General features: G+C 69.3%; 9 protein-coding genes. 3 read left to right on the top strand and 6 right to left on the bottom strand.

Annotated features, from left to right (window positions below; genetic code table 11):
• Window positions 1-31 precede the first annotated feature (31 nt).
• Window positions 32-2,269 carry a glycoside hydrolase family 3 C-terminal domain-containing protein gene (locus UAJ10_RS08595; RefSeq protein WP_322914968.1) on the bottom strand — a complete coding sequence of 746 codons (2,238 nt, stop codon included), beginning with the start codon at window positions 2,267-2,269 and terminating at the stop codon, window positions 32-34.
• A gap of 342 nt (window positions 2,270-2,611) precedes the next feature.
• Between UAJ10_RS08595 and UAJ10_RS08590 the strand changes: the two genes are divergently transcribed.
• Window positions 2,612-3,031: a group II truncated hemoglobin gene (locus UAJ10_RS08590; protein ID WP_322914967.1), complete on the top strand. Its 420-nt coding sequence runs from the start codon at window positions 2,612-2,614 to the stop codon at window positions 3,029-3,031.
• Here the strand turns inward: UAJ10_RS08590 and UAJ10_RS08585 are convergent.
• The 4 genes from UAJ10_RS08585 to UAJ10_RS08570 form a co-directional block, all read right to left on the bottom strand.
• Window positions 3,028-5,097, bottom strand: a complete 2,070-nt coding sequence (locus UAJ10_RS08585; protein ID WP_322914966.1) for a hypothetical protein — start codon at window positions 5,095-5,097, stop codon at window positions 3,028-3,030. The two genes, UAJ10_RS08590 and UAJ10_RS08585, sit on opposite strands and share 4 nt — an antisense overlap.
• Before the next feature lie 139 nt (window positions 5,098-5,236).
• On the bottom strand, window positions 5,237-6,229 hold the full coding sequence (locus tag UAJ10_RS08580) for a dipeptide epimerase (protein ID WP_322914965.1): 993 nt from the start codon (window positions 6,227-6,229) through the stop codon (window positions 5,237-5,239).
• The gene (locus UAJ10_RS08575) at window positions 6,183-7,592 is read right to left on the bottom strand and encodes an MFS transporter (protein ID WP_322914964.1); all 1,410 of its coding nucleotides are present in this window, start codon (window positions 7,590-7,592) and stop codon (window positions 6,183-6,185) included. Before UAJ10_RS08575 ends, UAJ10_RS08580 begins: the two co-directional genes overlap by 47 nt.
• A 54-nt stretch (window positions 7,593-7,646) precedes the next feature.
• Entirely contained in the window at window positions 7,647-8,306 is a 660-nt protein-coding gene (locus tag UAJ10_RS08570; protein ID WP_322914963.1) for a helix-turn-helix domain-containing protein, read from the bottom strand.
• A 214-nt stretch (window positions 8,307-8,520) separates the two neighbouring features.
• On the opposite strand from UAJ10_RS08570, the gene UAJ10_RS08565 reads away from it, so the two are divergent.
• Together UAJ10_RS08565 and UAJ10_RS08560 are read left to right on the top strand one after the other, a co-directional pair.
• Window positions 8,521-10,731 carry a TonB-dependent receptor gene (locus UAJ10_RS08565; protein ID WP_322914962.1) on the top strand — a complete coding sequence of 737 codons (2,211 nt, stop codon included), beginning with the start codon at window positions 8,521-8,523 and terminating at the stop codon, window positions 10,729-10,731.
• A gap of 17 nt (window positions 10,732-10,748) precedes the next feature.
• Window positions 10,749-12,728 (top strand): serine hydrolase domain-containing protein, encoded by a 1,980-nt coding sequence (locus UAJ10_RS08560; protein ID WP_322914961.1) that lies wholly within the window; start codon window positions 10,749-10,751, stop codon window positions 12,726-12,728.
• Window positions 12,729-12,800: 72 nt separating this feature from the next.
• On the opposite strand, the gene UAJ10_RS08555 is transcribed toward UAJ10_RS08560, so the two are convergent.
• Window positions 12,801-13,835, bottom strand: a complete 1,035-nt coding sequence (locus UAJ10_RS08555) for an MBL fold metallo-hydrolase (RefSeq protein WP_322914960.1) — start codon at window positions 13,833-13,835, stop codon at window positions 12,801-12,803.
• Window positions 13,836-13,956 lie beyond the last annotated feature (121 nt).

Below are 13,956 nucleotides of genomic sequence, written 5' to 3'. Positions count from 1 at the left end.
CATCAGACGAGACGCTTACCTTAGGGATCGCTTACCGCACGGCCGCCGGCAGGGTGGCGTCGGGCAGGTGCACGGTCACGGTGGACGTGATGTCCTGGTAGGACGTGCCGGTCATCACCTTGTAATCGCCGCCCTTGATCTTCCAGGCGTGCGCCGCGGTGTCGTAGGTGGCCAGCAGGCGCGGGTCCACGGTCAGGCTCACGCTCTGGCTTTCGCCGGCCTTCAGCGCCACCTTGTGGAAGGCGCCCAGGCGCTTCGGCGCTTCCCAACCGCCGGCGGCGGGGGCCACGTAGACCTGGGCCACGGCCTTGCCGTCCCGCGCGCCGGTGTTGCGCAGGGCCAGGCTGACCTTCAGGCCCTTGCCCTCAGGGGCGGCCGCCAGGTCGGACGTGGCGAAGGTGGTGTAGCTGAGGCCGTAGCCGAAGGGGAACAGCGGCTTCAGGCCCTTCTTCTCATACCATTTGTAGCCGATGGCGGCGCCGTCGATGGTGTAATCGACGTGCGGATGCTCCGCCTTGTCCTTGCGGTCGCCATCCACCACTTTGCGCGGCAGCTGGTCGACCGAGGCCGGGAAGCTGACCGGCAGGTGGCCGGAGGGGTTGACCTCGCCGGCCAGCACGCGGGCGATGGCCTCGCCCCCGCTGGTGCCCGGGTACCAGGCGTCGACCACGCCGGCCACCTGGTCCAGCCAGGGCATGACCACGGGGCCGCCGTTCTCCAGCACCACCACCGTTTTCTTGTTGGCGCCGGCCACCGCCTTGATCAGGGCGTCCTGGTCGTTGGGCAGGTTGAGGTCGATGGCGTCCTGGCCCTCACCCGTCCACTGGGTGGCGAAGACGATGGCGACGTCGCTGCCGGCGGCCAGCTTGGCGGCGGCCTTGGCGTCCTTGCCGTCGATGTAGGTGATCTTGGCCTGGGTCAAACCTTCCAGCGCCTTCAGGGGCGAGGACGGGTCATAGACCATGGGGCCTGGGAAGACGGCGGGGCCCTCGTTGGGAATGATCAGGCCGTTGGCCGGGGCGCCGTAGGGGTAGACCTGGGCCGAACCGCCGCCGGACAGCACGCCCACGTCGGCATGGCCGCCGATGATGGCGATGGTCTTGACGGTCTTGGCCAGGGGCAGCACGTCGCCCCGGTTCTTCAGCAGGACGATGCCTTCCTCCGCGTCGGCCTGGGTGACCTTGGCGTGGGCGGCGTAGTCGATGGTGGCCGCCTGGTCGCCGTTCAGCGGATGCTCGAACAGGCCATTGGCGAACATGGCGTGCAGCACGCGGCCGGCCATGTCGTCCAGGCGGGCGGCGCTGACATGACCGTTGTTCACCGCCTCATCCAGCGCGTCCTTGAAATAGGGTGACTTGTCGAAGGGATATCCCGACTGCTGGTCCAGGCCGGCGTTGGCCGCCGGGGCGGTGGAGTGGGTGGCGCCCCAGTCGGACATGACGAAGCCCTGGAACCCCCAGTCCTTCTTCAGGACCTGGTTCAGCAGCCAGTCGCTCTCGCAGGCGTAGGCGCCGTTGACGCGGTTGTAGGAGCACATGACGGAACCGGGCTTGCCCGTCTCCAGCGCGATCTCGAAGGCCAGCAGGTCGGACTGGCGGCCGGCCGCCTCATCCACCTTCACATCGATGAAGTTGCGGCTGGTCTCCTGATCATTGAAGGCATAGTGCTTCAGCGTGGAGATGATGTTGTTGGACTGGATGCCCTTGATGGCATGGCCGACGATGGTGCCGGCCAGCAAGGGGTCCTCGCCGCCGTATTCGAAGTTGCGGCCGTTGCGCGGCTCACGCATCAGGTTGGTGCCGCCCGCCAGCTGCACGTTGAAGCCGGAACGGCGGGCCTCGTCGCCGATCATGGCGCCGCCGGCGAAAGCCATCTCCGGGTTCCAGGTGGCGGCGGTGGCCAGGCCGGACGGCAGCGCGGTGCGCAGGCGCGGGGTCGGGCTGGCCTGGGTGGCCACGCCGACGCCGGCGTCGGTCTGCGACTGGGCGGGGATGCCTAGCCGTGCGATGCCGGGGATGTAACCGGCGGAATCGGCCATGCCGCCCTCGATGCGGGTGTAGGCCTTGGGCTTGAAGTCGGTGGAGAAGTAACCGAACACCAGCTGCAGCTTCTCTTCCCGCGTCATCACCTTCAGCAGGGCGCTGGTGCGCGCCTCGGGCGACTGGGCGGCATCCTGCCAGGGGCCCGTGACCGGCGCGGCCGAGACCGTGGCGGCCGGCGCATCGGCGGCCAGCGCGGGCCTGAAACCGGCATGGGTAAGCGTTGTCATAAGCAACGCAGTGGAGAGCAGCAGGTGATGTTTAACCGACATGGACGTTTCCAATTTTCGTTTAGTCGTTAACGCGGCACTGCCCGTGGCAGCCCGCTGGCACGGGGACCTCCCTGGCGTACCCGGGCGGGTGCGCGCCCCCCTTCATACCAGCCTGGATCGGATGGGCGAAGGCGATAATTCCGGGATATTGGATATCCCATGATGATTGCATCCTGCATCAGCACCCCTGCCCTTGCCCGCCCGGCGCTTCCGATGATGCCGGCTTTGCGGTAGAAGGCCCCACATTCCGCATAGAGGCACCCCACAGAGGGGACCCGCGTTCCCACCAGGGCCCGAAACATGACCGGCGACAGCGAGCAGAAGACCACCCTTTACCAATGGATCGGCGGGATGGAACCCGTCGGCCGCTTGGTGGAGGCCTTCTATCACGCCATGGACACCCTGCCGGAGGCGCGCGACCTGCGCGCCATCCACCCGCCGGATCTGACCGAGACCAAGCGCGTGCTGACGCTGTACCTGGCCCAGTGGATGGGCGGGCCCGGCGACTATTCGGCCGAACGCGGCCACCCCCGCCTGCGCGCGCGCCATATGGGTTTTTCGGTGGGCGAGGCGGAACGGGACGCCTGGCTGTTGTGCATGAAGCGGGCGCTGGATGAGACCATCCCCGACCCGCGTGGCCGCCAGGCCATCCTGGGGGCCCTGGCCCCGCTGGCCGACTGGATGCGCAACCAGCAGCCGGCGGGCCAGCAGCCGGCTTAAAGCCCCGGCGGCGGCCGCACGGCCAGGTAGACGGTGCTCCACAGCTGGGCGGCGTTGGCCTCGTCGGCGTCGGCGCCACTGGCGCCGAAGGCCACCGGCTGGTAACGGCCGTCCTGGAAGGCCCACGACCAGAGTTCCGAATTCTGAAGGCCGCGCGTGGCCTCGATGGCCCGCCACAGCGCCGCCTGGGCCTGGCGCAGCCGCGCCTTGGTGGCGCGGGGCAGCTCCGGACGGCGCGCCTGCCGCTCCAAGCCGGTCGCCATCATCGCCTGCTGCCAGGACCAGACCACGCTGCCGTGATAGGCGTTGCGGGTGAATCGGGCCTGGACCTCGGGCGGCGCGAAGACGGGGTTGGCCACCACCATGCCGGCGTCGGTCATCAGGCCCGCCGGGAAGGGGCGCAGCAGGGCTTGCGCCACCTGGTCCAGGGCGCGGGCGTCGGGCCGGCCGAACAGCAGGCCGAAGCCCTCGTCGGAATGCATCACCCGTACCGGCGTGCCGTCACGCTTCAGCGACAGGGCGTGGAAGCCAACCGGCCTCCGGCCCAGCGCGGCGGCGGTGTCCGGCACGCCCAGGTCGTGGGCGTAGGCCGCCACCTGCGCCTTCGCGCGGCGCTCGGGGATGGTGACGGTGAACAGCGGCGGCGCCTTGGCGCGCCACACCGCCGCCATGCCGGCGGCACGCGACAGCAAGGGGCGATCGCCCGGGTCCATATAGGGGTCGAGCAAGCCGCTTTTCAGTAACGCGGCGCAGGCCTCCAGCGCGGCGGGCACCAGGATGGCGTTGACGTCATAGGCATAGAGGCCACCACCCAAGCCATCATTGCTGTCACGCCACTGCCCCACGGGCAGGCCGTGCTTCAACCGGATCATGTTGGAATAGCGCGGTTCACGCGCGAAGGCGGCGGCGTGCAGGATGACATAGCGTAGGTTCTGCACCAGGTCGCGCCCCACCGGGCCCACCTGGTTGGTGCGGCCATCGCCGCTGGCCAGGAAGGCCGCGGCCCGCGCCCGGCCCTGCGCGTCGTCCAGCAGCCAGGCCCGCGTCACCGCCGGCAGCATGAAGTCGCCGTCCACCATCTTGTAATCGTAGACAGGGTCATCGGACGCGGTGGCCTCCCGCTTCAGGTGATCGAGGATGGCGAATTCGCCCACATCCTCCTCATGCGCCACCTCGCCGATCAGGGACAGGCGCGCGAAGACGGAGCGCAAGCCCGCCTCCACCGCGTCGCCCTGCAGGGCCGGCATCAGCAGCATGAGCGACATCATGGTGTCACGGCCGAAATAGGTGTCGAAGCGCCAGGACCCGGCCAGGAACTTCTCGCGGTAGCTCAGGAAGGTCAGGGTGTCGCGGGTCGCCGTGTCTTGGGCCGCCGTGTCATGGGTCGCCGTGTCATGGGCGGCCTGGGCATTCAGCAGGGCGTCGGCCGGCAGGGGGGTCAGCGGCACCTCCCCCGTCAGCGCCGTGACGCGCAGGCCGATGGTGCCATCCGGATCGGCCTTCAGCCCGGTGTCCGTCGCCTGGCCGTGCACCACCTCCACCGTCAGGCGATAGCCGGGCTTGCCATCCAGCCGGTCACGCGCCCAGACAAAGCGGCCGCCATCGCGTACGAGGTCCGGGCTGATGCTGTCGGGCACGGTGCGCAGGGCGTCGTAATCGCGCAGGACGCGGACGCTGGACAGCACCGCCTGACGGATGCCCACCGTGCCCGCCGCCAGGCTGGCCTGGAAGGTGATGCCGTGCAGGGGGCGGCCCTGGCCGTCGCTCTCCGTCACCGGTATGGGTGGCGTGGTCAGGGTCCAATCACCGGACCCCTGCCCCTGCGGGATGTCCAGCCACAGGCCGGCGCCGCTGTTGCCGGCGGGGAAGGCCACGATAATGCGCGGATCGGCGCCGGACCGCAGCAGCAGGTGGGCCGCCACGTCGCCGTCGCGCACGAAATGGTTGATGTTGCGCCCTTCGATGTGGCCATAGGACAGGACGCCGGTATCGGCGAACGCGGCGGGCGCTCCCACCAGGGACAGGGCCAAGGCGACAGGGGCGAACAGGCGGGCGAAACGCGGCATGACGGGCGGCACCTTCGGGCGTCGGGAACGGCGGCGGAAGGTAGATAGTCCGCGAACCGCTTCCGTCGAGGATGTGCGCGCCGGGGGGAAGGGCCTCGGGCGACATACCCCCTGCAGGCCCGCCGAGGCGGAGGAAGGGTTACCCCCAGCCCCAGAAATCGGCCGGAATCATCACCTTCCCGGCGTTGAAGATGCCCCGGTCGGCCCCCGGCTCGGCCAGGAAATAGGGGCCGTCCAGATCGACCACGTCGCACAGTTGCGCCAGGACGAAGCCGGGCGCGGCCGCCAGGACCGATCCCGCCATGTTGCCCACCATGACGCCCAGGCCCAGGCGCCGGGCCTCCGCCGCCATGGCCAGCGCCTCGGTCAGGCCGCCGCACTTGTCCAGCTTGATGTTGACGATGTCGAAGCGGCGGTACTGCTCCCGCAGTTCCTTCAGATCCAGGATGCTCTCATCCGCCGCCACCGGCAGGGGCGCGTCCCATCCGTCCAGCAGGTGTTCACTACCCCGGCGCACCGGCTGTTCCAGCAGCGCCACGTCCTGGTCCACCAGCATGGCGGCCAGCGGTTCCAGGTCCCCGGGCCCGAAGCCCTGGTTGGCGTCGACCGACAGCCAGACATCCGGCCGGGCACGGCGCACGGCGCGCACCCGTTCCGTGTCCGCCGCCAGGTCGCCCTCCAGCTTCAGCTTGATGGAGGTGGCGCTGGTGAAGGCCTCCAGGCGGCGCAGGATCTCCGCCGGGTCGTCGGCCGGCAGGGTGAACGTGGTGACCTGGGGCTTGGGCTCCGGCACCCCGGCCAGCCGCCACACGGGCGTGGCCTTTTGAAGGGACTCCAGCTCCCACAAGGCGCAGTCCAGCGCGTTGCGGGCGCCGCCGGGCGGCAGCAGGGATCGCAGGCCCTGGCGGTCCACGCCGGCCTCAAGGGCGTCGCGCACCCGCTCAATCTCCCGCTCCATATGCGGCGGGTCGTCGTTCAGGTAATACACGCCCGCCGCTTCGCCCCGGCCGAAGTGGGCGCCGTCACCCACGGTGACGACGGTGGCGGGCATGGCATGCAGCAGATAACCAGAGATGCGGAACGGCTCACGCATGCGCATGGCGTCCCGGCGATAGGTGACGGACAGGCTCACCGACTGACACTCCGAGCGGTTCGGGCGGCATGGAGGAAAAGCAGGATGGCGGCCCCCCCAGGGGGGCGATGACCAGCGTCAGCGACTGCCCGATGGCCAGGGGGTCGGCAAAGACATGGTCGGTGACATAGCCGGTCAGGGTGGCGCCGCCCCCCAGGCCCAGCATGATGTTGCCAAACGCGACGAAGGAAACGCTGAGGCCCCGGGCCCGGTTGGGCACGATCTCCTGCACCGCCGTGATGCCGATGGTGCCGGCGGCGCTGGAGAACAGGGTCCACAAGGTGACGGCGGCCAGCACCTGGTTCGGGGAGGACGCCAGCGCCACCAGGGCGAAGGGGAAGGCCAGGACGGCGCACAGGGTGGCGACCCAGATGCGGCCCGAGGGGCCATAGCGCTTGACCGCCACGTCGCTGATGACGCCGCCCGCCACCGTCGCCACCACGCCGGCGACGACGACCAGGGAACCAAGCGCCAGGCCCACCGCGTCCGGCGTCATGGCGTAGCGGCGGCTGAGCAAGGCGGGGGCCCAAGCGATCAGGGCGAAGTCGCCCACCGACATGAAGGCGCAGCAGACGATGACAGGGATCAGCACGGTGCGGACCGTCGCCAGCTGGGCGAAGATCTCCCGCAGCGATGTCGCCTCTTTCTCACCCGCCAACGCCTCGCTGCGCCGCGCGGGCTCGCGGATGGGCAGCAGGGCCAGCAGCAGCGGCAGGCCCGCCAGGCCCAGCAGGACCAGGACGGCGCGCCAGGCGGCCAGGCCGTCCAGCAGGGGTATGCCCTGGAAGCCGCCGGCGGCCGCCAGGCCCAGCACGGCGCCGCCGATGGCGATGGCGACACCGCCGCCGATGGTCATGCCCATGACGAAGACGCCGGTGGCCAGACCCCGGCGCTCGGCCGGGAACATGTCGGCGATCATGGACATGGCGGCGGGGGCCAGCGCCGCCTCCCCCACCCCCACGATCAGGCGACCGGCGAACAGCACCCAGAAGGACGGGGCGTAGCCGCACAGCAGCGTGCCGATGCTCCACAGCCCCACGCCGGCGCAGATGACGGCGCGGCGCGGCAGCATGTCGGCCAGGCGGCCCAGCGGCAATCCGGCGACGGAATAGATCAGGGCGAAGGCCACCCCCTGCAGCACCCCCACCTGGGTGTCGCTGATGCCCAGGTCGGCCCGTATGGGGTCCACCAGCAGGCTGAGGATCTGCCGGTCCGTGTAGGACAGGACGGCCGCCACGCAGAACAGGGCCACCGCCGTCCACGCCGCGACAGGGCGCGGCCACGGTTGAAGGTCCCTGTTCGTTATTTCCACACCGGGGATGACCCCAGCGGGACTGTCGTTGTCGGGGGGTGCGATCTGCATGATGGGATCAGCATCACACAGCCCGGCGGGTGTTTCAATATCGGAAACAGCGTGTCAAACCGTTTCCTCGTCCGTGGCCGGCGACAGCTTCCACGCCTTGGCCGCGGATTGGGCCAGACGCTGGATTCCAGGCCCGGCGCAGACCGACAGCACGCGGCACGTCTCCTCGCTCACCCGCACGTAGACGTGGCTCATGCCGCTGTCGAAATAGACCGAATTGCCCGCCTCCAGCCGCAACGGCGCGTAGAGATCGGTGTGCAGTTCCATGGCGCCGGACAGGACGTACAGGTATTCCTCCCCCGAATGGCGCACCATGCCGCCCATTTCCGCCACGCTGCGGGCGCGCACCTCGATGATGATGGGGACCATCAGCTTGCCCAGCAGATCCGCCGCCGGGTACTGGTGGGCGTGCACGTCCGAGGTGGCGCCCGGCGACCGGCCGGCGCGGGAAACGCTGCGGCGGCCGCCGGCCGGCGGCGGCTCGGCCTCCGGCCCCGGGCTGCTGACCAGGGTGCCGATGTCCACGCCCAGCCCCTGCGCCAAACGCAACAGCTTGTCGTAGGTCATCTCCATCTTGCCGTTCTCGAGCTTGGACAGGGTGGAGAAAGGCATGCCGATGCGGGCCGCCAGGGCGCGCAGCGTCAGCCCCTGCTTGATCCGCGCCGCCCGCAGGGCCAGCGCCGGATGCGCCCGGTCCGGTGCGGATTTGGCCATGCCTTCCCCTCCCTCATTGTCCAAGCCCGTCAGCCCCAACCCCACGTTCACGTTTCCCATCGGCGTTTCCGGGCGTTTCATCGTCCAAGGTGCACCAGCCGCCTGGAGAAAACCAGCGTCGCGGCACAGAAGCATTCGTGTTGCAGAAACGCTGTTGCCAAATCTGAAACACATGCCATCATGGGCCCAACATAACGATCAGGGAGATCGGGAAATGAAGCGGGGAACCAGGGCATTCCTCTGCGCGGGCGTGGCGGCCTTGGCCGTCAGCGCCGGGGCGCGGGCGCAACAGGCACCGGACGCGGGGTCGCCAACGGCGGCACCGGCGGAGACGGCCGACATGCTGGCGGAGATCGTCGTCACGGCGCAGAAACGGACGGAGCGCCTGATCGACGTGCCGCAGTCCGTCTCCGCCGTGTCGGCGGAGGCGCTGCAACAGGCCCATGCCGAACGGCTGGACGACTTTTTCACCCGCGTGCCCAGCGCGTCCCTGGTGGAAACCCAGGCGGGCCAGGCGCGGCTGATCCTGCGCGGCATCAACACCGGCGGCGTGGGCGCCACGGTGGCGACATACGTGGATGAGACGCCCTACGGCTCCGCCACCTCCCTGGCCAACGGCGCCATCCTGACCCCCGACCTGGATCCGTCGGACCTGGAACGGGTGGAAGTGCTGCGCGGTCCCCAGGGCACTCTTTACGGCGCCAATTCGCTGGGCGGCCTGATCAAATACGTGACGGTGGCGCCCAGCATGGATGCCGTGCACGCCGCCGCGGAGCTGAGCACGGAGGACGTGGCCCACGGCGACACCGGCTGGTCCGGCCGCGCCTCGGTCAACGTGCCGCTGGCCGATACCCTGGCCGTGCGGGCCAGCGGCTTCTACCGTCGCGACCCGGGCTTCATCGACGACCAGCATGAGAAGGACATCAATGACGGCCGCACCTACGGCGGTCGCGTCTCCGCCCTGTTCAAGCCCACCGACGCGCTGAGCCTGCGGGCCTCGGTGGTGCTGCAGAATTTGGACAGCAACGGCACCAACCAGATCGATGTCGACCCCATCACCCTGAAACCGGCGTTGGGCGATTACACGCAGGCCCGCGTGGTCGCCCAGCCCAGCGACATGCAGTACCGCGTCTACAACCTGACCGGCAGTTATGATTTCGGCCCGGTGCAGCTATTGTCCTCCACCAGCTACAGCTCGCTCTATCAAAACGCGCTGGAGGACGCGAGCGGCCTGTACGGCGGGCTGCTGACGGGGGCCTTCGGCGTGCCGCTGGGCGCATCCCAGGTGCAGCAGGTGCAGCAGCGCCGCCTGACGGAGGAGGTGCGCCTGGCCTCCACCGACACCGGCTGGCTGGAATGGACGGTGGGTGGCTTCTACACGCGTGAGCGCAACGCCATCAACCAGATCATCGACGGCGTGGACGGCGCCAGCGGCGCCCACATCGCCGACTTCTCCGGCCTGGCGCTGGCCAACCTGGCCTCGCGGTACGAGGAATACGCCGGCTTCGCCAGCGGCACCGTCCACCTCAACGACCAGTTCGACCTGACCTTCGGCGGCCGCTACAGCCACAACGAACAGGACGCGGTGCAGGTCAGCAGCGGCCCGCTGGCCGGCGACTCAGACTACACCGCCCATTCCTCGGACGGGGTGTTCACCTATTCCGTGGCGCCGTCGTTCAAGCCCACTGAGGACACCACGATCTACGTGCGGGTGGCCAAGGGCTATCGCCCCGGCGGCCCCAACGTGCTGCCGCCCGGGGCGCCGGACGCCGTCCCCCACCAGTTCGGCGCCGACACCACCACCAATTATGAGATCGGTGTGAAGACCGAGCTGTTGCAGCGCCGGCTGTCGCTGGAGTTGACGGGCTTCTACATCGACTGGGACAACATCCAGCTGTTCAGCTCGGTCGACGACTACGGCGTCAACATCAACGGCGGCACCGCCCGCAGCCAAGGCATCGAGGCGTCGGTCACGGTCAGACCCCTGACCGGCCTGACCGTGTCGCTGAACGGCGCCTTCGTCGACGCCACCCTCACCAGCGATGCGCCGCCCCTGGTGGGCGGGCTGAAGGGCGACCGCCTGCCCTACACCGCCCGCTTCTCCTCCACCCTGGCGGTGGAATACCAGCGGCCGCTGAGCGAAACGGTGGACGGCATCGCCGGCTTCAGCTGGCGCTACACCGGCGACCGGCTATCGGCGTTCGACACCAGCTATGGCCAGCGGCACCTCAGCGCCTACAGCCAGGTGGACGCCCATGCCGGCGTCACCTTCGGCGCATACCGGGTCGAGGCCTTCGTGCGCAACCTGACCGACAGCCGTGGCATCCTGGATGTGGGCGCGGCCGGGTCGGCCCTGGATGGCAATGTCACCGCGGCCATCGTGCGCCCCCGTTCCTTCGGGGCCACGCTCGGCTATCGTTTCTAAGGCAAGGACAGAACACGATGTGGAAGGTTCGCCTCTTAGCGCTTCTCATGACCGCCCTGGCCCTGCCGGCCGCGGCGCAGTCGCCCGCCGACCTCAAGCCGACCCCACCCGCCCAGGTGCCGGCGGCCAGCGAGGCGCCGGCCTCCGCCCCGGCGCCCGCGTCCACGTTGACCAAGGCGGACGTGGACACCTGGCTGGACGGCTACATGCCCTACGCCCTGCAGACGGGCGACATCGCCGGCGCGGTGGTGGTGGTGGTGAAGGACGGCCAGGTGCTGACCCAGCGCGGCTTTGGCTATGCCGACGTGAAGGAGAAGAAGCCGGTGGATCCCGCCGGCACTCTGTTCCGCCCCGGCTCCATCTCCAAGCTGTTCACCTGGACGGCGGTGATGCAGCAGGTGCAGGCCGGCAAGCTGGACCTGGACCGGGACGTCAACGATTACCTGGACTACAAGATCCCGCCGGCCTTCGGCAAACCCATCACGCTGCGCCACATCATGACGCACACCCCGGGGTTCGAGGAGACGGCCAAGTACCTGCTGCTGAACGACCCCAAGCTGGCCAAGCCGCTGGGTGAGGCCATGAAGCGCTGGGTGCCCACGCGCATCTACGCCCCGGGACAAATCCCGGCCTATTCCAACTACGGCGCCTCGATGGCGGGTTATATCGTGGAGCGGGTGTCGGGCGAGCCCTTCGCCCAATACATCCAGAACCATATCTTCACGCCCCTCGGCATGCAGCATTCCACCTTCGTCCAGCCCTTGCCGGCCAACCTGGCCGGGGGCATGTCCAAGGGGTACGAGCAGGCGTCCAAGGACCCGCAGCCGTTCGAGATCATCGACATGTCGCCGGCCGGCGCCCTGTCCGCCACCGGCGCCGACATGGCGCAGTTCATGATCGCGCACCTGGCCCACGGCGGGCCGATCCTGGACAAGGCGACGGCGGAGCAGATGTACGCCAACGCCAACACCCCCTACCCCGGCCTGCCGTCCATGGGGTTGGGCTTCTACCATGAGGACCGCAACGGCCATCGCATCGTGGGCCATGGCGGCGACACCGACGTCTTCCATTCCGACCTGCACCTGTTCATCGACGACGGCGTCGGGCTCTACATGTCCTTCAACAGCGCCGGGCGCGAGGCCGCCGCCCATGTGCTGCGGGAGCACGTCTTCGTCGACTTCACGGACCGCTACTTCCCGCAGCCCAAGCCCGAGCTGCCCACGGCCCCCACCGCCAAGGAGCATGCCCAGGTCATGGCCGGGCACTATGTCAGCAGCCGCGGCTCCGAGACCAATTTCATGCGCCTGTTCAGCCTGCTGGGCGAGGCCCAGATCGTGGCGAACGACGACGACACCATCACCGTCTCCGCCCTGCTGGACGCCGCCCGGGTGCCGAAGCGCTGGCGCGAGATCGGCCCCTGGCTGTGGCAGGACGCGGAAGGCAAGGAGCGTCTGGCGGCGGTGGTGAAGGACGGCAAGGTGGTCATGTTCTCCATCGGCGCCTATGCCCCCATCATCGAGTTCGTGCCGGCGCCGAGCTCGCTGAACGCCGGCTGGATCACGCCGGTGATGGCGGTGGCGCTGGGCGTGCTGGCCCTGACCGCCCTGTCCTGGCCCGTCGTGGCCTTGGTGCGCCGCCGCTACCGCTACAACCCCGGCATCACCGGCCGGGCGCTGGTCCTGCACCGCGCCACGCGGGCCGCTGCCTGGCTGGTCCTGGTCTTCGTCCTGGGCTGGGGGATCATGCTGTCGGTCATCAACCACGGCGTGGACGCCCTGGACGGTCGGCTGGACATCTGGATGCGCCTGATGCAGCTGGTGTTGCTGGCCACCATCGCCGGCACCGTGGCCGCCCTTTGGAACGCCTACGACATCGCCACCCGGGGCGGCCGCCGGCCCTGGGGTACCGCCTGGGCGGTGCTGGTGGCCCTGTCGCTGATCTTCTTCGTCTGGGCCGCCATCAACGTCAAGCTGCTGACAGCCACGCTAAACTTCTGAGTTTGTCAGGGCACTGAAGGCCGGCCGGGATCATGGTCCCGGCCGGCTTCTTTTTTTGTTCATTGCGGATTTTCAGGGCGCCGGTACAGGAATGGACGATGGATCGTCCTGGTTTGGCGCTCCCTGGCCTGGGCCGGTCCAGACGTCCCCCGGTTCCAGCGCGCGAAAGCGGTCGGCCGCGATGCCCGCCAGCGCCAGCGCCTGGGCCAGTTCCTGCGGCGGGGCCAGGCGTTCCTCATCCGACAGGGGAAAGGTGCCCCAATGCACGGCCAGCCCCTGGCGGGCGCCACAGTCGGCCAGGATGCGCACGGCCTCCGCCGGATCGCAGTGCTGCTGCTTCATGAACCAGCGGGGGTCGTAGGCGCCGATGGGGAGGATGGCGACGGTGGGCGCGCCATGGTGCTGTCTTACCTGCCGGAAGATGGCGCCATCGCCATAGCCGGTATCGCCCGCGACGTAGACAGGGCCATGGGGAGTGCGCAGCACGAAGCCGCACCACAGCGCCATGCGCCGATCGCCCAGCCGCCGCGCCGACCAGTGGTAGGCGGGATGGAAACAGGCGGTGACGGCGGGGCCCAGCGCCACCGTGTCGCCCCAGTCGCCGGTTTCCACCGGCAGGGGCCCCACCTCGCGCGCCACCACGCGGTCATTGCCCAGGGGGGCCACGATGCGGGGGCGGTGGGCGGCCCACAGCCGGCGCAGGGTGCCCACGTCCAGATGGTCGTAATGGTTGTGGGTCAGCAGCACCACGTCGATGGGCGGCAGGTCCTCGAAGGCGACACCCGGACGGTTCACCCGGCGCGGCCCCAGCCATTGAAAGGGGCTGACCCGTTCCGACCAGACGGGATCCACCAGCAGGTTCAGCCCCGCCACCTGGATCAGCACGCTGGCGTGACCGACCATGGTGACGGCGAGCCCCGCCACCCGCGCCGCCGGACGTACCTGCCGCCCCGCCACCGCCGTGGGCCATACCGGCCGCTTGCCGCCCCAGCGCCAGCGCAGGATCTCCCCCAGGCTGCGATCGGTCGGGGCTTGGCCGGGATTGAAAAAGCGGACACCGTCGAAATGGTCCGTCACAGGACCGTCGTAATAGGGATTCCCAGGCATTCGGTGTCCGCATCGTTGGGTGGCAAGAAGCTTCCCTTGTATCGGCACGGGCAGGCCCCGTTTCAAGGCGGCGCCCATTCATTATTGTGCCATGTCAACGACATCCCCGGGCCGCGACGCC

It is taken from the genome of Nitrospirillum guaranorum (assembly GCF_034653275.1).
Lineage (GTDB): Bacteria > Pseudomonadota > Alphaproteobacteria > Azospirillales > Azospirillaceae > Nitrospirillum.
The sequence above is the reverse complement of the archived record's forward strand: the minus strand, read 5'-3'. Positions and strand labels throughout refer to the sequence as shown.